At 63.3% G+C, this 20,001-nt stretch carries 17 protein-coding genes; 7 read left to right on the top strand and 10 right to left on the bottom strand.

The features are described from left to right. Positions 1-104: 104 nt before the first annotated feature. A complete protein-coding gene (locus JAO73_RS17555; RefSeq protein ID WP_198978444.1) occupies positions 105-1,328 on the top strand; it encodes an ABC transporter permease in 1,224 nt (407 codons plus the stop codon). A 205-nt stretch (positions 1,329-1,533) separates the two neighbouring features. Here JAO73_RS17555 and JAO73_RS17550 read toward each other — a convergent pair whose 3' ends face one another. Further along, entirely contained in the window at positions 1,534-2,220 is a 687-nt protein-coding gene (locus JAO73_RS17550; RefSeq protein ID WP_198978443.1) for a peptidoglycan DD-metalloendopeptidase family protein, read from the bottom strand. 184 nt (positions 2,221-2,404) lie between these two features. On the opposite strand from JAO73_RS17550, the gene JAO73_RS17545 reads away from it, so the two are divergent. After that, on the top strand, positions 2,405-3,505 hold the full coding sequence (locus JAO73_RS17545; RefSeq protein WP_198978442.1) for a ferredoxin--NADP reductase: 1,101 nt from the start codon (positions 2,405-2,407) through the stop codon (positions 3,503-3,505). Between the two features lie 148 nt (positions 3,506-3,653). Further along, on the top strand, positions 3,654-5,396 hold the full coding sequence (locus JAO73_RS17540; RefSeq protein WP_233169266.1) for a M3 family oligoendopeptidase: 1,743 nt from the start codon (positions 3,654-3,656) through the stop codon (positions 5,394-5,396). A gap of 79 nt (positions 5,397-5,475) precedes the next feature. Here JAO73_RS17540 and JAO73_RS17535 read toward each other — a convergent pair whose 3' ends face one another. The 4 genes from JAO73_RS17535 to JAO73_RS17520 form a co-directional block, all read right to left on the bottom strand. Next, the gene (locus tag JAO73_RS17535; protein WP_198978441.1) at positions 5,476-5,640 is read right to left on the bottom strand and encodes a hypothetical protein; all 165 of its coding nucleotides are present in this window, start codon (positions 5,638-5,640) and stop codon (positions 5,476-5,478) included. A gap of 144 nt (positions 5,641-5,784) precedes the next feature. Then, positions 5,785-6,144, bottom strand: coding sequence for a hypothetical protein (locus JAO73_RS17530; RefSeq protein ID WP_198978440.1), 360 nt, complete (start codon positions 6,142-6,144; stop codon positions 5,785-5,787). Between the two features lie 73 nt (positions 6,145-6,217). After that, a complete protein-coding gene (locus tag JAO73_RS17525) occupies positions 6,218-6,835 on the bottom strand; it encodes a hypothetical protein (RefSeq protein ID WP_198978439.1) in 618 nt (205 codons plus the stop codon). A gap of 135 nt (positions 6,836-6,970) precedes the next feature. Beyond that, positions 6,971-7,570 (bottom strand): TetR/AcrR family transcriptional regulator, encoded by a 600-nt coding sequence (locus JAO73_RS17520; protein ID WP_198978438.1) that lies wholly within the window; start codon positions 7,568-7,570, stop codon positions 6,971-6,973. A 222-nt stretch (positions 7,571-7,792) separates the two neighbouring features. Here JAO73_RS17520 and JAO73_RS17515 point away from each other — a divergent pair, with 222 nt between their 5' ends. From JAO73_RS17515 to JAO73_RS17500, 4 genes are all read left to right on the top strand, one after another. Then, positions 7,793-8,956, top strand: coding sequence for a T9SS type A sorting domain-containing protein (locus JAO73_RS17515; protein ID WP_198978437.1), 1,164 nt, complete (start codon positions 7,793-7,795; stop codon positions 8,954-8,956). Between the two features lie 139 nt (positions 8,957-9,095). Further along, positions 9,096-10,127 (top strand): thiamine-phosphate kinase, encoded by a 1,032-nt coding sequence (gene thiL, locus JAO73_RS17510; RefSeq protein WP_198978436.1) that lies wholly within the window; start codon positions 9,096-9,098, stop codon positions 10,125-10,127. 140 nt (positions 10,128-10,267) lie between these two features. Further along, on the top strand, positions 10,268-10,792 hold the full coding sequence (locus JAO73_RS17505; protein ID WP_198978435.1) for a YMGG-like glycine zipper-containing protein: 525 nt from the start codon (positions 10,268-10,270) through the stop codon (positions 10,790-10,792). A 113-nt stretch (positions 10,793-10,905) separates the two neighbouring features. Continuing rightward, a complete protein-coding gene (locus JAO73_RS17500; protein WP_198978434.1) occupies positions 10,906-11,361 on the top strand; it encodes a YybH family protein in 456 nt (151 codons plus the stop codon). Between the two features lie 139 nt (positions 11,362-11,500). Here the strand turns inward: JAO73_RS17500 and JAO73_RS17495 are convergent, their stop codons facing one another. From JAO73_RS17495 to JAO73_RS17475, 5 genes are all read right to left on the bottom strand, one after another. After that, positions 11,501-11,875, bottom strand: a complete 375-nt coding sequence (locus tag JAO73_RS17495) for a hypothetical protein (protein ID WP_198978433.1) — start codon at positions 11,873-11,875, stop codon at positions 11,501-11,503. Further along, positions 11,875-12,450, bottom strand: a complete 576-nt coding sequence (locus JAO73_RS17490) for a hypothetical protein (protein WP_198978432.1) — start codon at positions 12,448-12,450, stop codon at positions 11,875-11,877. Before JAO73_RS17490 ends, JAO73_RS17495 begins: the two co-directional genes overlap by 1 nt. A 1-nt stretch (position 12,451) precedes the next feature. Further along, entirely contained in the window at positions 12,452-13,879 is a 1,428-nt protein-coding gene (gene rlmD, locus JAO73_RS17485; RefSeq protein WP_198978431.1) for a 23S rRNA (uracil(1939)-C(5))-methyltransferase RlmD, read from the bottom strand. Positions 13,880-14,019: 140 nt separating this feature from the next. Continuing rightward, on the bottom strand, positions 14,020-14,301 hold the full coding sequence (locus JAO73_RS17480; RefSeq protein WP_198978430.1) for a hypothetical protein: 282 nt from the start codon (positions 14,299-14,301) through the stop codon (positions 14,020-14,022). A 160-nt stretch (positions 14,302-14,461) separates the two neighbouring features. Then, a complete protein-coding gene (locus tag JAO73_RS17475) occupies positions 14,462-19,993 on the bottom strand; it encodes a T9SS type B sorting domain-containing protein (protein ID WP_198978429.1) in 5,532 nt (1,843 codons plus the stop codon). Positions 19,994-20,001: the final 8 nt, after the last annotated feature.

The raw sequence follows: 20,001 nt of genomic DNA, 5'->3' as shown, positions 1-20,001 counted from the left end.
ACAGGGGAAAGGAAAGTAAAAAAAGCGTCCAACGCATTGGCGCACACAATGCGAGCGCGCAGCGTGGCCGGAACGCGCCGGAAACGTAGCTTTACGGTCGAATAATGAATGTCGCCCGCTACATTTCGCACAAAATCGACGGAGGAGCCGATTCCGGCTCTTTTACCGCGTCGGTTACAAAAATAGCCATCATCAGCATTGCCATGGGCTTGGCGGTGATGGTGGTGTCGTTTGCCATTCTGCAGGGCTTCCGCAACGAGATTCAGAACAAGATATTCTCGTTTGGCGCCCACCTGCAGATTTCGCGCTACGACACCAACAACTCCCTCGAAGTGGCCCCCATTGCCGGCCCGCGCTTGGTGCAGGAGCTGCACCAGTTCCCGGAGGTGAAGTCGACGCAGCCCTACGCCGTGAAAACGGCCATCATCAAAACCAAGGACGAAGTGCTGGGCGTGGTGCTGAAAGGCATTTCCGAAACCGACGGCCTCTCGCCCATGCGCCAGAACCTGGTGGGCGGCAAGTTCATCGGCTTCCCCGACAGCACGGCCGGCGAGGACGTGCTGCTCTCGCGCAAGGTGGCCGATAAGCTGCGCCTCAACGTGGGCGACAAGGCCCTGTTCTACTTCATCCAGAACCCGCCGCGCATCCGGCAGTTTCGCGTCAGCGGCATCTATTCCACGGGCCTCGACGAGTTCGACGAGGTGTACGTCATCGGCGACATCCGTCAGATTCGCGAGCTGAACTCCCCGGCCTGGCCCGACTCGCTGGTGGGCGGCATGGAGGTGGTGCTCAAGAACTTCGATGCCCTGGATAAAACCGAAGAAAAGTTTCTGGAACGCCTGCCCTACGACCTCAAAATCGATAAAATCACGGACCAGTACGCCCAGCTTTTCGATTGGCTGCAGCTGCTGAACCGCAACGTCATCATCTTCCTGATTCTGATAATTTTCGTGGCCACGTTCAACATGGTGGCCACCATTTTCATCATGATTCTGGAGCGCACGAACATGATTGGGATTCTGAAGGCGCTGGGCGCGACGGACAATCAGATTCGGCGCATGTTTTTCTTCCGCGGGCTGTCGCTCACGGTGCGCGGCATGCTCATCGGCAACATCATTGCCGTGGGATTCTGCGCGTTGCAGTACTTCTTCCACATCATTCCGCTCGACCCGGAGAACTACTACATGGACCGGGTGCCGATTTCGTGGGACCCGCGCATGCTCATCCTGCTCAACGTGGCCACGTTCGTGGCCTCGCTGCTGGCCGTGCTGATTCCGACTTACCTCATTGCGCGCATCAAGCCGGTGGTGGCTATCAAGTTCGATTAAGTCTGAACCACGGATTCGTGCGGATTTTTCGGATTCCACGGATTTTGTGGACGATTTCGCAGCATGCTTAATGCCAAAAAGGCCGTTCCTAAGAACGGCCTTTTTGGTTATTTGACGCTGAAACGGAGACTTCCGAACAGCCCGGACCGTATCCGTGCCGTCCACAAAATCCGTGGAATCCGAAAAATCCGCACGAATCCGTGGTTCAGATATACCGGCTTTGCAACACGAGATTGGGGTCGGGGCACAGGGCGGCCCATGTGGCCAGCTCGCTGGGCCGGGCCACGCCGGGGAAGTCGCCCACGCGCCCGCCCAGGTCAGCCATGAGCTGAAAATGCAGGTGCGGCGGCCAGTCGCCGTTTTCGGGGAAGGGGCCGACGGAGGCGAAAGCCTCGCCCTTGGCCAGCGTCTGGCCTACGCGCAAGTTCCTCCACTCCAGGCGGCTGAGGTGGCCGTAGAGACTGAAAAAAACAGTGCCTTCCAACTCGTGCTGCAGAATGACGGTGGGGCCGTAGTCGCCGAAATTGTTGTTGTCGGCGAGGCTGTGGACGGTGGCGGGCAGGGGCGCGAGCACGGGCACGCCGGCCGGACACCACACGTCCACGCCCAAATGCAGGGAGCGGGGCTCTTCCACCGCGCCGGGGCCGAAGTGCGGGCTGCGGCGGTAGATGACGCGGTTTTCGAGGTAGCCGCCCACGCCGATGGCGGCGTGCTGCAACTGTAGCTCGGCGTCGACGAGCCGGCCAAAGGCGGCGGTGTCGCGCAGGTCGGCGGTGGCGAGGCGCGGGTTTTGCGCCGAGAAGTCGAGGCGGGCCACGTCGGGGCCGTTGAGGTCGAGGGGCAGGACCGGGCCAAAATCGGCCTGGTGGCGTTGGAGCAGCGTGGTGAGCATGTAAGGCGGCAAGGAAGCGCGGGCCGGATGAAGCCCGGCATCGGCGGCAAGTTACCTTTGCTGCGCAAGCCGGCCCGGAATTTCTCCGGGCACACGGTTTTTTTCGTACGTACCCGTGCCGCGCGGCGAACCTCGGCCCCGCCCGATTGTTCCGGCGTCACCCTCTTATTCAGTTGCCTGCAGAATGTACCACACCCTCACCGTTGTTGCCCTCACCCAAGAAACCGCCGATTCCGTCACCATTCACCTTGAGCGGCCCGACCGCCAGCCCATTGCCAGCCGCCCCGGCCAATTCCTGACCCTGATTGTGCCCTGCGGGCCCGGCGGCAAAAAAGAGCGCCGCGCCTATTCCCTCAGCAGCACGCCGCAGGACGCCCCGCGCCTGTCCGTGACGGTGAAACGGGTGCCCGGTGGCCTGGTGAGCAATTACCTGCTCGACACCGTGCGCGTGGGCCAGCAGTTGGAAGTGATGGAACCCCTCGGCAATTTCACCCTCAGCCCCAGCCCCAAAGCCGCGCGTTCGTTGGTGCTCATCGGGGCGGGGTCGGGCATCACGCCGCTCATGTCCATGCTCAAGGCCGTGGTACAGGCCGAGCCCCAGAGCCACGTGCTGCTTATTTACGGCAACCGCAACGAGGAATCGGTCATTTTTCAGCAGCAGCTGGCCGCGCTCGAAGCGAAGTCCAACGGCCACCTGCAGGTAGAGCACGTGTATAGCCAGCCGCTGCAGCCCATGGGCCCGCACCGCCACACCGGCCGCCTCAATCGCACCATGCTGCTGCGCATTCTGGAGCAGCGCCACCAGTTCCCGGCCGAGCAGGCCGAGTATTTCCTCTGCGGCCCCGAGGGGCTGATGGCCGAAGCCCAGGCCGCCCTGGCCCTGCTGAACGTGCCCGAAGCCCGCGTGCGCCGCGAAAGCTTCCAGGCCAGCGCCGATACCGCCGAGCTCATTGCGGCCCAGCCCAACGGCCACGGCGACGTGTCGACCAACCCCGCCGACGACACCAAAACCACCCGCTCGGTCACGCTGCAGTACGAAGGCAGCGAGTACGTCATCGAAGTACCGGCCGGCCAAACCATTCTCGACACCGCCCTCGACCAGGACATCGACCTGCCATATTCCTGCCAGGCGGGCGTGTGCACGGCCTGCCGCGGCAAATGCCTGAGCGGCAAAGTGCACCTGGACGAGCGCGAAGGCCTGTCCGACTCCGAGCTAAAGCAGGGCTACATCCTCACCTGCGTGGGCCACCCCATGACCGACGGCGTAGTCATCGAAATCGGCTAAGGGCAGCAAACCAAACCGGCCGGCCGCACGAGTCGGATTTAAGCCCCTTTTAATCTAAAAAACTTCACCCCGCTCGGTGTTTGTTTCGTAAAGCGTAGGTTGCGGTTCGGGGCCCGAGTCCGCCGCTACTCCTTCTATACTTGTACTTATGATGCTACTTGCTGAACCCACTGCCGAGTCGGCCACCGATACCAGCCGGCCTCCGCGGGGCTATTTGCCCGAAGACTTCACCGTCACGGATTGGGCGGCCATCGAGCCGTTCTTTCAGGAATTGCAGCACCGGCCCATCTACACGGCCACCGAGCTGGAGCGCTGGCTCCTCGACCGCTCCGAGCTGGAAGCCGTGCTGAGCGAGGACCTGGCCTGGCGCTACATCCGCATGACCTGCGACACCCAGGACCCCGCCCGCGCCGAAGCCTTTCAGTATTTTGTGAACGAAGTGGAGCCCCAGGTGGCGCCCTACGACCACGCCCTCAACGAGAAGATGCTGGCCTCGGAGCACCTGGCCGGCCTCGACGAGCGGCGCTACGGGGTGTTTCTGCGCTCCGTGCGCCGGGCGTCGGAGATTTATCGGGCCGAAAACATTCCGCTGAAAACGGAAATCAGCACCAAGCAGCAGCAGTACGCCGCCACCGTGGGCGCCATGAACGTGACTCTCGACGGCCAGGAGCTGACCCTGCCCCAGGCCGCCGACCGCCTCAAGAACCCCGACCGGGCCGTGCGCGAAACCGCTTGGCGCGCCATTCAGGCCCGCCGCTTGCAGGACGCCCAGCCGCTCGACCAGCTTTTCACCGAGCTCATCGGCCTGCGCAACCAGGTGGCCCTCAACGCCGGCTTTGGCAATTTCCGCGACTACATGTTTGCCGCCCTGGGCCGGTTCGACTACACGCCGCAGGACTGTTTCCACTTCCACCAGGCCATTCGCGAAACGGTGGTGCCGCTCATCGACGACTTCGACCTGGAGCGCCGCCAAGACCTAAACCTGCCCTCGCTGCGCCCCTGGGACCTCGACGTGGACCCCAGCGGCCAGCCGCCGCTGCGCCCCTTCGGCACGGGCGAGGAACTGCTGGAAAAAACCATCACCGTCTTCCAAAACCTCGATTCCTACCTCGGCGACTGCCTGCGCACCATGCGCCAGATGGGCCACCTCGACCTGGAAAGCCGCAAAGGCAAAGCCCCCGGGGGCTACAACTACCCACTGGACGAAACCGGCGTGCCCTTCATCTTCATGAACGCCACCAGCTCCTTGCGCGACGTGGTGACCATGCTGCACGAAGGCGGCCACGCCGTGCACAGCTTTCTTACGCGCGGCCTGCCGCTGGGCGCCGACAAGCACCCGCCGTCCGAAGTGGCCGAGCTGGCCTCGATGAGCATGGAGCTGATGAGCATGGACCAGTGGCACGTGTTCTTCCCCGATGCGGAGGACCTGCGCCGCGCCAAGAAGACGCACCTCGAAAGCGTGCTCGAAACCTTCCCGTGGGTGGCCACCATCGACAAGTTTCAGCACTGGGTGTACGAAAACCCCACCCACACCCAGGAGGAGCGCCACGCCCGCTGGGTGCAGATTTTCGACGAGTTCAACCAGCGCACCGTGGACTGGACCGGGCTTGAAACGTTCAAGCCCTACCTGTGGCAGAAGCAGCTGCACCTCTATGAAGTGCCCTTCTACTACATCGAGTACGCCATGGCCCAGCTTGGCGCCATTGCCGTGTGGCGCAACTTCCGCCAAAACCCCGCCGAGGGCCTGGCCGCCTACAAGCGCGCCCTAGCGCTGGGCTACACCGCGCCCATTGGCCAGATTTACGCCGCGGCCGGCATTCGCTTCGATTTCAGCACCGAGTACCTGCGCACCCTGGCCGACTTTGTGCGCGAAGAAATGGCCGCGCTTTAGTAGCCGGCTGCCTCGATAAATAGCCATGAAAAAGGGCTGGCACTTGTGCCAGCCCTTTTTCATGGCTGTGAGTGTAACCCTACGAGTTGCCGCCCGGCTTGGTGCCCGACGACGTCTGGGTGCTGCCGCATTTGTTTTTGGGGCGCGGGTCGCAGTCTTTGCGGTGCTCGCAGGCCGACAAGGCGAGGCTACCGAGCAGAAGGGCCGGCAAGAGCCGACGCAATAGCGTAGAGGTGTAAGGCATGGCGTGCGGGGGTGAAGCGTTGCGAATAAGTGATTGAGTCTTAAAGATAGGGAATAATGACTGTCTTGATACTCATTTTATTCAACAGCTTTTCGCAACCCAGCCAAGCCTCACCCAGTGCGGCGCCCGCCGTTGGGGCTGCCTTTAATTGGCGCTTTGAATGCAGATAATGTCGACGGGCTGGCCTACCATGCAAACGCTGGCGGCTTGCGTGGGCGTGAAGCCAATGAGCACGCGCTGCCCGTTGGTGGACGAAAATGTGCTCCAGGCCGCGCCATGGGGCTCCAGGCGCTGGCCGTTAGCCAGCTCCAGCACCTTGCCGCAGCCATCGAGGCCGCTCAGGTCGCGCACGGTGGCCGGCGTGCCGCACGCCGGCGGGTACCCCACGCAAATGGTGGGAGAATTGGGGCTGGGGCCATCTTTTTTCTGGCAGCTGCCCAGCAGGCCAGCTCCCAGCAAGGCCAAAGCAGCCGCGCGACGGATGAGAATACTAGTGCGATTCATGAGCAGAAGAAGTCGTGTGGCGGTATGACCGGCCGGTGCATCTTCTGGTTGCATGGCTCCTGGGCCGATTTCCTTATTTGGCCCCGATGGTGAAGAAGGGCAGGGGCTTGAGGGTGGCGTATTTGCCGCCCAGCGACTGCAACTCGGCCAGGTGCAGGCGCAGGTAGTCGTTGTATTGGTGCACGGCGTGGTCGTACTGCACGCGGAAAGCCACCACGCCGGCATCGAGCTGCTGAATGCCTTCCACGAAATTGCGGGCGTTTTCGGTGGGCGCCTGGCCGTTGGGGGCAGCCACGGGGTACAGGGCCGTCAGCAGCGAGTCCTGGGCGTTGTCGTAGCGGTCGATGAGGTCGGAGCTGGCCATGGTCTCCTGGTTGTAGCGAATGGCCTTGAGGCGGTTGTTGGCGCGCTCCAGGCCTTGCAACTGGGCAGGGGTGGTGCCGGGCTGGTTCCGGAGTTCGCGCAGGAGCAGCCGCGTCACGCCGATTTTTTGGTCGTCGCTTTCGGTCATGTTGCGCCACTTCAGCGCTACCGAGTCCTGCAACACGTCGAACTGGGCCTTCACCGCCGCCGCCGAGGCAGGGTTGAGCACGGTTTTGGTGCCGTCGCGTTTGCACGACGCCGCGCAAGCCGCTACAACCAGCGAGGCAAAGAGAAATGATTTCAGCGGCGAAACAAACGGAAAAGCCATACGGGTCGGTCAATAAAAACGGAAAGGCCAAAGCTACGCCAGCCTCCTGGTGGAACGGGAATGCAAACGGTCTTTCTCAACCGCGTTGCGCCAACGTCGGTTTCCTACGCGCTATTGCAGGGCCCGGCCGGGGCTTTAGGCCTGCGGTGTCCGCAGCAGGCCGCTGAGCAGCTGCTCGGCCAGGCGGTGCGCAATTTCATCGGGCGAGAGCTTGCCATCGGGCCGGTACCAGGAGGGCAGCCAGTTCAGGCTGGCCAGCAGCGTGAGGGCGGCGAAAGCGGCGTCAGGGGTGTGCAGCTCGCCGGCGCTCACGCCCTTCGCAATGAGTTCGCGAAAAGCGGCCTCGTACCGGTCGCGCAGGGCCAGAAATTCGCCCCGCGCCGGCTCGCTGAGGTGGCGCCACTCGTGCAGGAACACGGCCGAGGCGGCACTGTCGTCGGTGAGCACGCGCACGTGGGCCTCAATGGCCTGCCGCAGCCGCGTGGCCACGGGCTTGGCGTCGTCGAAGGTGGCGGTGGCAAAGCCTGTGAAAAAGCTTTCGGCCAGCCCAAAGCATACCCGGTGCAGTATCTCCTCCTTCGACTTGATGTGCGAATACAGGCTGCCGGCCTCCAGCCCGAGGGCCGTGGCCAGCTCGCGCATGCTGGTGGCCGCAAAGCCACGCGACCGGAACAGGGCAGTGGCGGTGCGGTCGATTTGGGCCTTGCGGGGGCGGAGGGGAGCAGCAGTTGACATGGGTGGGATGGAGGTGTAAGGGTAAAGATAGGCCGACTAACGGGCGTTCGGGCACCCGCGCAGCTTAAAAAAACATCTTACGTCCGCGCTGGTCGCCAAACGGCCCATTTCGCCCACAGGCTCGTTTTTATCTGATTGTTAACTCGGTTCTCGCTCACAAACTAAACTGCTAGAAACGCGTATCTTTGCCGTTGCACTGACTTTCCTTAACCTCACTTTTTTATGAACAAGCATTACTTACTGCTGTCGGCGGGCCTGCTGCTTTCGGGCGCTGCTCATGCGCAAGGCACCGAGCTTTTTTTCTCTGAGTACGACGAGGGAGCGCACCAATCGGGCGTGAACTACGGCGGCGCTACTCCTTCCACGGGCAGCGAGCGGGCTATTGAAATCTACAACCCGACCACCAGCATCGTCAACCTCAACCCGTACTCCATTCGCCGTTATTCCAACGGCAGCACCACGCCCACCGAAGAAGAGCGCCTGTTCCGCAGCGACGCCAACCAAGTGGCCGTAGGTTCCAACACCATGAACCCCCGCAGCACTTTTGTGGTGGCCAGCGGCGAGGCGACGCTGCCGGTTATTCGCACGGCGGCCAACCAGTTCAGCGTGGGCCACGCCCCCACCACTGGCCCCACGGTGCTCATCGGCGGCGGCGTGGCGTACTTCAACGGCGACGACGCCGTGGCCCTGGTGCGCTACCCCAGCGGCACGGCCGGCACGGGCCAAGGCGTTATTGTTGACTTGATTGGTGTGATTGGCGAGCAGCCCCTGCTGGCTTCGGGCGGCACCGGCACCGGCAACTGGAGCGGCACCAACCCCGTCGACGGCACCGGCACCAGCGCCGTGTACCCCTCGTCGGCCAACCAGAGCCTGGTGCGTCGTCCGTCGGTTTCGACCGGCGTGCGTACCAATCCCGGCCCGCAAAACGTGCCCGGCACCAACCCGCCCGTGCGCAGCACGGCCGCCAATGCCTACAACATTGCCACTGAGTGGTCGGTGTACAGCTACGCTTTCCCTCCCGGCACCACGGGCAGCGGCTCGGTGGGCGCGCAGCTTTACGACCAGCTCGGCCAGCACATTGGTTATACCGGCCCGTTCGGCGTCTACCAAACCACCATTTCGGGCACCCTGGCCAAGTTCGACGCCAACATCAGCGTGTACCCCAACCCCGCCCACGGCCTGGCCACGGTGGAAATTAAGGACGCCAAAGTGGGCAGCGTGACCGTGCTCAACAACCTTGGCCAGCGCATCTCGGCCCAGGCCAAAGGCTCTGGCCAGGAGAAGCTGCAGCTGGATGTATCGTCCCTGAAGCCCGGCCTGTACTTCGTGCAGATTTGGAGTGCCGACGGCACGACCAAAATCTACAAGGAGCTGGTGGTGCAGTAAAGTGCCCCGCTCAGCAGCCGGAAAAGGAGGGAAGCAATTCCCTCCTTTTTTTGTGCGCGTACTTTTGCGGCATCGGTTTCCTGCTTTGCTCATCGGCAAAGGGGGGCGCCATCCCTTCGTTCCTGACCATACTTTTCTTATGCCCGAAAATCTCACGCCCCTCAACGCCATTGGCGAATTTGCCCTCATCCGCCGCCTGCAGGCTGGCCTCAGCCAGCGCCAGCCCGGCACGGTGCTGGGCATCGGCGACGACGCGGCCATCATCCGGCCCACCGCGGGCCACGACCTGGTAATGACCACCGATTTGCTGGTCGAAGGCATACACTTCGACCTGTCGTTTTGCCCCCTGCGGCACCTGGGGTACAAGGCCGTGGCCGTAAACGTATCGGACGTGGCGGCCATGAACGCCCTGCCCACGCAGCTGGTGGTGGCCCTCTCGGTGGGCCCGCGCTTCACGGTGGAGGCGGTGGAAGAGCTGTATGCCGGCATGCGCCTGGCCTGCGAGGCCTACAACGTGGACCTGGTGGGCGGCGACACCACCGCCAGCCGCGGCGGCCTCACCCTGGCCGTGACCGTGCTGGGCGAAGCCCCCGCCGGCCAGGCCGTGCGCCGCAGTGGCGGCCAGCCCACCGACCTACTCTGCGTGAGCGGCGACCTGGGCGGCGCTTTCCTGGGCCTGCAGGTGCTGGAGCGCGAAAAGCAAGCTTTTCTGGCCGACCCCGAAACCCAGCCCGAACTGGGCAATTACGAGTACGTGGTGCAGCGCCAGTTGCGGCCAGAAGCGCGGCTCGACATTGTGCACGAGCTGCGCGAACTGGGCATCCGGCCCACCAGCATGATAGACGTATCCGACGGGCTGGCTTCGGAGGTGCTGCACTTGTGCGCCAGCAGCGGCACGGGCGCGCGGGTGTTCAGCGAGTTTCTGCCCCTGGCCAACCCCACGCTGGAAGCGGCCGCCGAATTCAACCTCGACCCCATCACCTGCGCCCTCAACGGCGGCGAGGACTACGAGCTATTGTTTACGGTGCCCGTGACCGACCACGAGAAAATTAAAAATCACCCCGACATCACCATCCTCGGCCACCTCACCGATGCGGCCGACGGCGCAAACCTCATCACCAAAGCTGGTCAGCCGGTGCCGCTTAAGGCGCAGGGGTGGACCAGCTTTTAACTCATTTCTAGCCCGCAAGAATCAACCTTGTGGGGCCGCCAATCGTTAGGGGGCTGAGGTTGATATCCCGGAATGGCACGCTAATTGTTTTTCCGGTTGATATCCGCCAGGATTTCCACTCAACTTTTCGTTCGATAGCCATGAAAAAGCTTCCGTATTTTTTCGCTCTGATTATCCTGCTGAGCACCGTATTTGGCTCGGCGCCTGCTAAAGCCCAGTGGAGCCCGCAAGCCAAAGGCGCCGTAATCGGCGGCCTGGGCGGGGCCGCCGCCGGTGCTATCATCAACAAGCGCAACCGGGCCGTGGGCGGCGTGGTGGGCGGCGTGGCCGGTGGTGCCATCGGCTACGGCGTGGGCAAGCACATTGATAACAAGCGCAAGGAGCGGGCCCGCATTGCAGCCGCCAACCGCGCCGCCGCCGCCCGCGAGGCCGCCTACCGCGCCGAACTGCGCCGCGCCAACGCCCGCAACGAGAGCAAGACGGCCCTGGTAGCCACCAGCACCCAAACCACGGCCGTGCCCGTGAACAGCCTCACCGCTTCGGCCGCTATGCCGGGCGCCATGAGCCAGCCGGGCGTACCGGGCGCCGCCTACTTGCCCAACCCGCACTACGGCGACGCTTCCAAGCCGTACTCGACCGAAGAAATTCGTCGGAAAAGCTGGTAAGCCCGCGCTTTGCGTAATATGTCAAACCCTGGGCGCCAACGCCCGGGGTTTGCTACTTTTAGCCCGTGGGTGATGCTGCCCACCACATTTCCTTTCACCAACACCTTGGATGTATGAAATCCTTTCTTTGCAGCTTGTTTGTAGCCGTCGCCCTGAGCTCGTGCTCCAAAACCGGCGACGCCGTGAACGTGCAAACCCTTGACCAGGACTTTATCAGTGCCTGGAACAGCCGCGACACCGGCAAAATCACCGGCATGATGGCCGACGACGTGGCCTTTGTGCAGGGCAATGCCCACTGGAAGGGCAAAGACGAAGTGTCACAAAAATGGGTGAGCGCCACCGTGGCCACCATCAGCAACCTGAAAACCAGCGTGAGCAGCAGCGGCGTGGACGCCAACACGGCTTACGAAGCCGGCACCTTCTCGGTGGATGTGGCGCCCGCCGCCCCCGGCGAAGCCGCCGGTTTCGGCGAGGGCAATTATATCTTCCTCTGGAAAAAAGCCGCCGACAATACCTGGAAGCTGAGCTACGCACAGCTGGAAGACTTGCCGGTGCAGCGCCGGCAATAACGGCAATGCGCTAAAGCAAAAACGCCTGTCAGGCTGAGCGTAGCGAAGCATCTTATCACGTTAGAACATGTCGTTCAGCGGTGAAAGATGCTTCGCTACGCTCAGCCTGACAGGCGTTTTTGTTGGTACTCAACCGGGGTTAGTCCTCCGGATAAGGCACGAACACGAAATTGGTGAACTCCTCGTCCAGCACGAAGAGGCAGCAGAACTCGTTGGCATCCTTGTAGGTCGCCTGGAACGCCTCGATGCCCTCGGCGCTAACAATGCCCTGCTGCACGAACAGCTCCAGGTAGCTGGCGAAAACGTGCCACTCAAGGTTCATTTCGTCGGCGTTCACGAGCAGGCCGCCGAGGGGCACTTCTTGCTTGGCAAACACGAAAATGGGGTATTGGCTGATGTCGCGCTTACGAATCTGGGCCGAGGCTTCGCTCAGCGTGTCGGACACGGTGGCGAAGTCCTTGGTGATGGTGCCGAGGTATTTGCCGTTGAGTTCGGGGTCGTTGAAGTAATCCATTATTTGTTCTGCTGCTGAATTCTTATAATGCGGATATTGGTTTCAGATGTTTCATAAAAACCTAGCCCAGTTGCATAGGTGCCTGCTGGAACTTTGATTTCTACGGACTCGAAATAGTCACCATCAATTGGGCTTTGGGTTGAAGGGAACAACAGAAAGCCTTTGTCGGAGCACGTTACGGTGTAACCAGAGTCACTAAAGAAACCATCAGGAAGCGCTTTTATCAGTTTCCGATAATCTGGATGTTCAGCATCAGGCAAGAAAAGCCAAGTCAAAGCGTAGCCACCGTTGAATGTTTCGGATTTAATCCAATACATAGCTGGTATCTCATCACCAAAAACCAACGCTTGACCTGTACCAATTTGAATGCTGCTTATGTACTCAGCAGCAGCATCACATGCTCGGTCATAATCTACGTGAGCACCATCGGGGCCATTCAAATGAAAGACAGCATTAATCTCTCTACCTCCCGTAGGCTCGTTAATCCCTTCCCAATGATTCGCTAATTCTGCTGGACACAACAGAATTGGAACCCCAGAGCTTTCCGCACAGACAAAGTCCAAGCCCTCGTTCATTCTACTTCAGTTCCAACGCTACCACATTCTCCACGTGGTGGGTGTGGGGAAACATATCAACCGGCTGCACGCGGGTGACTTTATAAGCGGCATCCAGCAGTTCCAAATCGCGGGCCTGGGTGGCAGGGTTGCAGCTGATGTATACGATGCGGGGGGCGCGCAGCTCCAGCAGGCGGGCCACCACGTCTTCGTGCATGCCGGCGCGTGGCGGGTCGGTGATGAGGACGTCGGGGCGGCCGTGGTGGGCCGTGAACTCGGCCGTGAGCACGTCCTTCATGTCGCCGGCGAAGAACTCCATGTTGGTGATGCCGTTGATTTCGGCGTTGACGTGGGCGTCGGCCACGGCCTGCTCGACATACTCGACGCCGATGACCTTGCGGGCTTGCCGGGCCACGAAGCTGGCGATGGTGCCGGCGCCGGTGTAGAGGTCGTACACCAGCTCGTCGCCTTGCAGGTCGGCAAACTCGCGGGCCACTTTGTAGAGCTGGTGGGCGCCTTCTGAATTGGTTTGGTAGAAGGACTTGGGGCCGATGCGGAAGCGCAGGCCTTCCATCTCCTCCTCGATGTAGGGCTTGCCCTTGTAGTTCACCACTTCCAGGTCGTGGAAGGTTTCGTTGCCCTTGTTGTTGAGCACGTAGTTGAGCGAGGTAATCTGCGGGAATTTCTCGTACACGGCGTCCAGCAGCGGCTCGATGCTGTGGTGGGGCAGGTAGCACTGCAAAATCACCATGATTTCGCCGGTGGTCTGGGCCGTGCGGATAATGAGGTTGCGCAGGTTGCCGGTCTGGCGCACGATGTTGCCGAAGCGCAGGTCGCGTTCCCGGGCGTAGTCGCGGATGAAGAGGCGGATTTCGTTGCTCGGCTCGGGCTGCAGGTGGCAGTGCTGCACGTCGATAATCTTGTCGAAGCGGGCCGGGGTGTGGAAGCCCAGCACCCGGCGGTCGTAGTGCTGGGTGTCGTCGTTGATTTGCTCGTTGGTGAGCCAGCCCATGAAGCTGAAGGTGTATTCGAGCTTGTTGCGGTAATAGGTGCGCTGGGGCGAGGGCAGAATCTGCTGGATTTCGGGCAGCGCCACTTTGCCGATGCGCTGCAGGGTGTCTTCCACCTGCTGCTGCTTGAAGCGCAACTGCGAGTCGTAGCCCAGGTGCTGCCACTTGCAGCCGCCGCAAGTGCCAAAGTGCTGGCAAAACGGCGTGGTGCGCAGCTCGGAGTAGGAATGGAAATGCGTAGGGACGGCTTCCAGAAAGTTCTTCTTGGCCCGCGTGATGCGCAGGTCCACCACGTCGCCGGGGGCCACTTGCGAGACGAAGATGACCAGATTCTCGATGCGGACCAGGCATTTGCCTTCGGCCACCATGTCCTGAATCAGAACGTTCTGCAGGGCGTCTTCGGGTAAATTTTTAGAAGCTTTCGTGATTTTGCGGGACATAACGGGAGCAATAAGTCCGCAAAGGTACGCGGACGGGTCGCCCTCCCCGCCACCGGCACCGTCCCAATTTCCTGGTTAAAGTGCCCAACAGGTCTCCCTTACCGAGAAGGATGCTAGTTGAGGTAGGGGTCCATAATGCTCTAGGGCAAGTGCCCTTCGGTGCGCCAAAACTGGGCCGGGTTCACGCTGCCCGCAAACGGGTTGCTGTACAAGTCGGAGCGCTGGCTTTTGCCGCGCTCGCGGCTGGCGCGCAGCCGGGCCCGCAGCTGGGTGGGCTGTCCGCCCGCGTAGGCGACCAGCTGCCAGCACTGGCCCGGCGCCAGAAACACCTGATGGTCGCTGTTGCCGCAAACGCTGCTGGGGTTGTCCTCGATGTCGTGCCACTGCCCTTGCGCATCCCGGGCCTGCTGGGTAAGAAACAAGCTGCTGTTCTCGCTTTGTGGTGCCCTTACCCCGGCGGATGCTTTCCGCCTGAAAAAGCATCGGGCAGGCGTCTTCCGGCGCATTGTTATAAAGTGCTGTAAAAGAAAAGGCCTGCCATGCGGCAGGCCTTTTCGGGCAGTGGTTGCGGGCCAGGTGCGGCTACTTCACCACCTCGAACCAGTTCTTGATGCTGGTGCCGTTGGGCAGGGTCAGCAGGTAGAAGTACTGGCCGGCGGCGATGTTCGGGTCGTCGCCCCAGTTGTTGCGATAGTTGGTGGTTTTGTACACCTCGCGGCCCCAGCGGTTGAACACGGTGAAGGTGTTGCCAGGGTAGAGGGCGATGTTGTCAATCACGAGCACATCGTTCTGCCCGTCGCGGTTGGGCGTGATGATGTTGTAGACCTTGGTGTTGTTGGCAAAGTCGACGCGGGCTTCGTTGGAGTTCGACAGGCGCTCGGTGGCGTCGGTGCTCACGGCCACCACCCGGAAGTTTTCCTGGAAGCCAAAGCCCGAGGCCACGTTGCTGGCGTCGGTGTTCGAAACAGTGGCCGTCAATACGTTGGCGGGCACAGTGCTCACCAGCGCCGCGGCGCCGGCATCGGAGCGGCGGTAGATGCGGTATTCCTTCACCGTGAAGCCCTGGTAGGCGTTCCAGGCGAGGGCCACGCTGCCCTGGTTGCGGCCGGCGCCCGGCGTGGCCGCGGCGGTGAGGCGCACGGTTTGCACCACGGTGCTCGACACGAGGGTGCCGCAGCCGTTGGTCAGGTCGAGGCGGTACTCGTAGGAGTTGGCGTTGGCGTCCACGCTGTTGTTGTCGGTGAACGTGGTCGACGAAGCCGCGGTCTGGCCCACTGCTGCGAAAGTGCCCGTTCCGGCCACCCGGCGCATGATTTGCACCTGGTTGGGAGTGTTGGTGCTGCCCGGTGCGTTCAGCGACAGCACAATGCGGTTGTTGCTGGCCACGTCTACCGAGCCGAGCGTGAGGGCCACGCTCGGCGCATCGAACAGAATGGTGCGCGTGGTGGCGGCGCTGGGGCAGGAGGCCGGGCTGGCGCTCACTTCCACGGCGCTCACCGAGTAGGGCCCGGTGGCGTTGAAGCGCACCGTCACGGTGCTGGCCGTAACCGGCGTGGAGGTAATGGTGCCGCCCACAATGGTCCACTGGTAGGTGGCGCCGGTGGGGGCATTGGCGACGGTGTACTGCTGGGCCACGGTGGTATTACACACAAAGCCCGACCCCGAAATGGTGGGAGCCGTCGGCGTGGGGTTCACCGTGAAGGGGGTGCTGTAGAGCGGGCCCACGCAACCAGCCGAGGATGTTTCCTGGGCCGTGAGCGTGTAGGTGCCGGGGGCAGGCAGCGTGGCCAGCGTGCGGCTGTTGCCGGAGCCGGCCAGTGTGGTGCCGCTCAGCTGGAAAACGTAGGTAGAACCCGTGAAGCCGCCCGGCAGCGAGAACGTAGCCGGGCCGCTGCCCTGGCACACCCGCACGGGGCCCGCAATGGCCAGCGAGGGGCGGGGCGAGGGGTTGATGAGCACTTTCAGCGTGTCCGACTCGCCGCGGCAAACGCCCCCGGCGGGGTTGCTGGTCTCGGTAACCACAATTTTGCCGATGGTGGGCACCGTCACCGGGTTCCAGTTCACCGTCACCGTGTTCTGCGAGGTGCTCACCTGCGTGCCGCCAATGATGAGCCAGGAATAGCTGGAGCCGGCCGCAAACGAACCGCTGCGGTAGGTGTAAGGACCGTCGGCCTGGCACACGCCGCGTACGGGAGGCGGTAGCTGGGCAATGTCGCCGGGGCCGGTGGGCCGCACCGTTTGCAAGCGTTGGTTGATGACGATGGGCAGGGTGGTGGTGTCGGAAGAGCACCCCTGCGCGTTCAGGCGGAATACCTTCAGGTAGGCGCCGGTTTGGGCCGGGCCCCAGTTTACCGTCACGGCCGGTGTGCCCTGGCCGCTGGCAATGGTGCCGCCCTGAATCAGCCAGGTGTAGGCCGTGGCGGCCGGGGTGGGCACCGAGTAGGCGATGCCCGTCACGGTGGGGCACACCGAAGCGGGGCCCACAATGGGCTCCGGTGCCGGGCGCGGGTTCACGGTCACGGTCACCGTGTTGGTGGCCACGCAGCCAGCGGCCGTGGTGGCCGTCAGGGTATAGGTCAGGGTGATGGGGGCGGCCGTCGTGTTCACGCCGGTGAGCACGGGCTGGGCCACACCGGGACTGCTGAGGTTGGCGCTGGGGGTCCAGCGGTAGGTGTAGCCCGGCAAGGCGGGCGTGCCCAGCGTCACGCGGCTCTTATCGCACACGGCCACGGTCGGGCCGGGGTTGGCCACGGCAGCGGGGTTCACGGTCACGGTCACCGTGCCGGTGCTCACGCAGCCGTTGGCGGTGGTGGCCGTCAGGGTGTAAGTCGTGATGATGGGCGCGTTGGTCGTATTGGTCAGCGTGAAGGTGGGGTTGGCCACCGTGGTGCTGCTCAGGCCCGTGGCCGGGCTCCAGCTATACGAGTAGCCGGCAACAGGAGCCGCGCCCAGGGTGATGCTAGCGCCCGAGCACACGGCTTGGTCGGCGCCGGGTACAGCTACTGCCGCGGGGTTCACGGTCACGGCCACGGTGTTGGTGGCCACGCAGCCGTTGGCCGTGGTGGCCGTCAGCGTATAGGTGGTAATGATGGGTGCATTGGTCAGGTTGGGCAGGGTCACGGTGGGGTTGGCCGCCGTGGCGCTGCTCAGGCCCGTGGCCGGGCTCCAGCTATAGGTATAGCCCGTGACGGCAGTGCTTCCGATGCTGACCGGAACGTTGGAGCAGGTTTGCTTGGCGAGGCCGGCATCGGCTACCGCCGCCGGATTGATGGTTACCACGACCGTATTGGTGGCCACGCAGCCGTTGGCCGTGGTGGCCGTCAGGGTGTAGGTAGCCGTGATGGGCGCGTTGGTCAGGTTGGGCAGGGTCACGGTGGGGTTCAGCACGGTGGCGCTGCTCAGGCCCGTGGCGGGGCTCCAGGCGTAGGTGGTGCCCGCCACGGCCGTGCCGCCGATGCTGACGGGCACATTCGAGCAGGTTTGCTTGGCCGCGCCGGCATCAGCCACCGCGGCGGGGTTGATGGTGACGGCTACCGTTGCGGTGCTCACGCAGCCGTTGGTAGTGGTGGCCGTCAGGGTGTAGGTGGTGGTGATGGGCGCGCCGGTGGTGTTGGTGCCGGTCACGGTCGGGTTCAGGATGTTGGGGTTGCTGAGGCCGGTGGCGGGGCTCCAGCTATAGGTGGTGCCGGCCACCGGCGTAGCCGTGCCGCCCAGGGGCGCCGAAGTGGTGCCGGAGCAGAAGCTGAGGGCCGGGCCGGGCGAGGCCACGGCGGCCGGGCTGATGGTGACCACCACGGTCGAAGTGGCCGTGCAGCCCTGCGGGCTGGTGGCCGTCAGGATATACGTCTGGGTGATGGCCGCGCCGGTGGTGTTGGGCAGCGTCACGGTGGGTTGCGCCACGGTGCTGCTGCTCAGGCCCGTGGCCGGGCTCCAGCTGTAGGAGTAGCCGGGCAGGCCAGCGCTGCCCAGCGGCTGCGAGGCCACACCCGAACAGGTGGTGCGGGCCAGGCCCGCGTTGGCCACGGCGGCCGGGCTCACCGTCACGTACACCGAGTCGGTGCTGGTGCAGCCCGCGCCGGCGGTCACGGTCAGCTTGTAGCCTTGCCGGATGGGGGCGCCGGTGGCGTTGGGCAGCGTCACGGTGGGTTGCGCTACGGTGCTGCTGCTCAGGCCCGTGGCCGGGCTCCACAAATACGTATAGCCCGTGACCGGGGCCACGCCCAGGGGCACCGACGCTACGTTCGGGCACACGGTAATATCGGGGCCGGCGGCGGCCGTGGGCGGCGCCGTCACGGTCACGGTGAAGGTGGCCGAAGTGGTGCAGGTGCCGTCCGAGCCCACCACGGTGTAGGTGGTGGTGGCGGTGGGCGCCACCGTGATGGAAGTGTTGGTAGAATTCTGGCCGCCGCCGCTCCAGGCGTAGGTCAGACCGGTCTGGCCGGTCACGGTGAGGGTGGCGTTGCCGCCCTGGCAAATGCTGGCGGCGCTGGCGGTCACGGTGAGGGCCGGCAAGGGGCGAATGTCCACGGTCTTGGTTACCGAGTCGGTGGGGCAGCCAAACGAGGAAATGCCCTTCAGCACCAGCGTGCCGGTGGCATTGGCGTTGTTCCAGGTCACGTTCACGGTGTTGGTGTTCTGCCCGCTCGTGATGACGCCGCCCGTCACGCGCCAGCGATACGACGCCGGCACCGGGCCCGAAGCCGTGTAGGTACGCACCGTGGCCGGGTCGCACACCGTGGCCGGCCCGTTGATGGCCGTGGGGCCCGCCGCGCGGTTCACGGTGATGCGGAACACATCGGAGGCAATCTTGCCGCCGCAGCCGTTGTCTTTCACCGTCACGCCCAGGTCGTAGGGCGCAGAGCGGGCATTGCCGCAGGTGGAGTTAAACACAAAGGTGCCCGCCACCGAGCCCGTGCCGCTGGCCGACGCCGTGCCGGTTAGGTTGCCCGCCTGCACCGTGCCCGTGCTGCCGTTGAAGGTGGTGTTGAACGGCCCGCTGCCGTCGAGCAGGGCGCTGTTCACGGTGAGCACCAGCGGGTGGTTGCTGGATTGGGTGGCCGAAATGGGGATGCTCAGGCTCTGGCCTTCCTCGATGGTGTAGCTGCGGGGCACGGTGAGGGCTGGCGGCAACACGGGCGGGGGCGTGGCCGGGCAGGTCGACACCAGCAATTGCAGGTCCCGTCGGGTGGTGCCCAGCAGCACTTCACGGCCGTTGATGGCGCGGTATTCCGACACGTCGACGGCCACCACAAACTTGCCGAGGGTGGTACCGCCGTATTTTGAAATGCCCGTTGAGGCGTTAATCAGCGCAAAGTTGCCGGCGCCGGTGCCGAAGGGGTTGGTCCCGCTATAGCCGGTTTTGTAGGGCACAGGGTTGGGCAGGGGCGGAAATAAGCCCGTGCCGCTCAGCGTGCCGTAGGGCGTGCCGAAGGAGTACACGAGGCGGTCGCCGTCGGGGTCGAAGGCGTTGTTGAGGGTGATGGTGGTATCGTTTTGGCACACCACGGCCACGGCGGTGTCCGAAAACACCGGCGAACGGTTCGTAATCAGCGGCGGGGCCATGCTCACGTAGAGGGTGAGGGGCACGTTGCCGCCGTTGGGTCCGCCCAGGGTGTTTTCGATGTTGTCCAGGTCATTGTTGCGCGCCGCCACCGAATACACGGCGTAGTAGCCATCAAACGACACCGGCAAGCTCACCACCTGCACAAACTTGCAGAGGTAGAACGGCTGGCTGGGGCCTTGCACGGTACAGCCCGTGGGCACCCGCGGCGTAATGGGCGCCGGCAGGTTGGCGTTGGTGGGCGTGGGGGCGGTTCGGGCAAAGTTGAAAGACTGAATGCGCAGCCCCGTGGTCCGGTTGTAGATGTCGACCGGGACCGAGGTGGGCGGTGCCGCCACGCCGTTGGGGTTAATGTTGGTCCATTTGCCGTTGCTGTAGATGGTGACGGTGATTTCGTACCGGAAGGGGTTGGCCGTGGTGCCGTTGGCATCGAGGTAGCGGTAGCTCATTTCGCCGCCCAGCAAGTGGGTGGCCTGCGCCGGCCGCGCCCCCAGCACCAGCAGTGCCAGTAGCAGAATCGCCCCAAAAAAACGCCGTGGTAAGGTTTTAAACATACAAGAAG

It is taken from the genome of Hymenobacter miniatus (assembly GCF_016427455.1).
GTDB lineage: Bacteria > Bacteroidota > Bacteroidia > Cytophagales > Hymenobacteraceae > Hymenobacter > Hymenobacter armeniacus.
The sequence above is the reverse complement of the archived record's forward strand: the minus strand, read 5'-3'. Positions and strand labels throughout refer to the sequence as shown.

Coding starts and splice junctions, on each gene's coding strand:
- JAO73_RS17555 (WP_198978444.1), top strand. CDS start 105: ATGAATGTCGCCCGCTACATTTCGCACAAAATCGACGGAGGAGCCGAT.
- JAO73_RS17550 (WP_198978443.1), bottom strand. CDS start 2,220: ATGCTCACCACGCTGCTCCAACGCCACCAGGCCGATTTTGGCCCGGTC.
- JAO73_RS17545 (WP_198978442.1), top strand. CDS start 2,405: ATGTACCACACCCTCACCGTTGTTGCCCTCACCCAAGAAACCGCCGAT.
- JAO73_RS17540 (WP_233169266.1), top strand. CDS start 3,654: ATGATGCTACTTGCTGAACCCACTGCCGAGTCGGCCACCGATACCAGC.
- JAO73_RS17535 (WP_198978441.1), bottom strand. CDS start 5,640: ATGCCTTACACCTCTACGCTATTGCGTCGGCTCTTGCCGGCCCTTCTG.
- JAO73_RS17530 (WP_198978440.1), bottom strand. CDS start 6,144: ATGAATCGCACTAGTATTCTCATCCGTCGCGCGGCTGCTTTGGCCTTG.
- JAO73_RS17525 (WP_198978439.1), bottom strand. CDS start 6,835: ATGGCTTTTCCGTTTGTTTCGCCGCTGAAATCATTTCTCTTTGCCTCG.
- JAO73_RS17520 (WP_198978438.1), bottom strand. CDS start 7,570: ATGTCAACTGCTGCTCCCCTCCGCCCCCGCAAGGCCCAAATCGACCGC.
- JAO73_RS17515 (WP_198978437.1), top strand. CDS start 7,793: ATGAACAAGCATTACTTACTGCTGTCGGCGGGCCTGCTGCTTTCGGGC.
- thiL (WP_198978436.1), top strand. CDS start 9,096: ATGCCCGAAAATCTCACGCCCCTCAACGCCATTGGCGAATTTGCCCTC.
- JAO73_RS17505 (WP_198978435.1), top strand. CDS start 10,268: ATGAAAAAGCTTCCGTATTTTTTCGCTCTGATTATCCTGCTGAGCACC.
- JAO73_RS17500 (WP_198978434.1), top strand. CDS start 10,906: ATGAAATCCTTTCTTTGCAGCTTGTTTGTAGCCGTCGCCCTGAGCTCG.
- JAO73_RS17495 (WP_198978433.1), bottom strand. CDS start 11,875: ATGGATTACTTCAACGACCCCGAACTCAACGGCAAATACCTCGGCACC.
- JAO73_RS17490 (WP_198978432.1), bottom strand. CDS start 12,450: ATGAACGAGGGCTTGGACTTTGTCTGTGCGGAAAGCTCTGGGGTTCCA.
- rlmD (WP_198978431.1), bottom strand. CDS start 13,879: ATGTCCCGCAAAATCACGAAAGCTTCTAAAAATTTACCCGAAGACGCC.
- JAO73_RS17475 (WP_198978429.1), bottom strand. CDS start 19,993: ATGTTTAAAACCTTACCACGGCGTTTTTTTGGGGCGATTCTGCTACTG.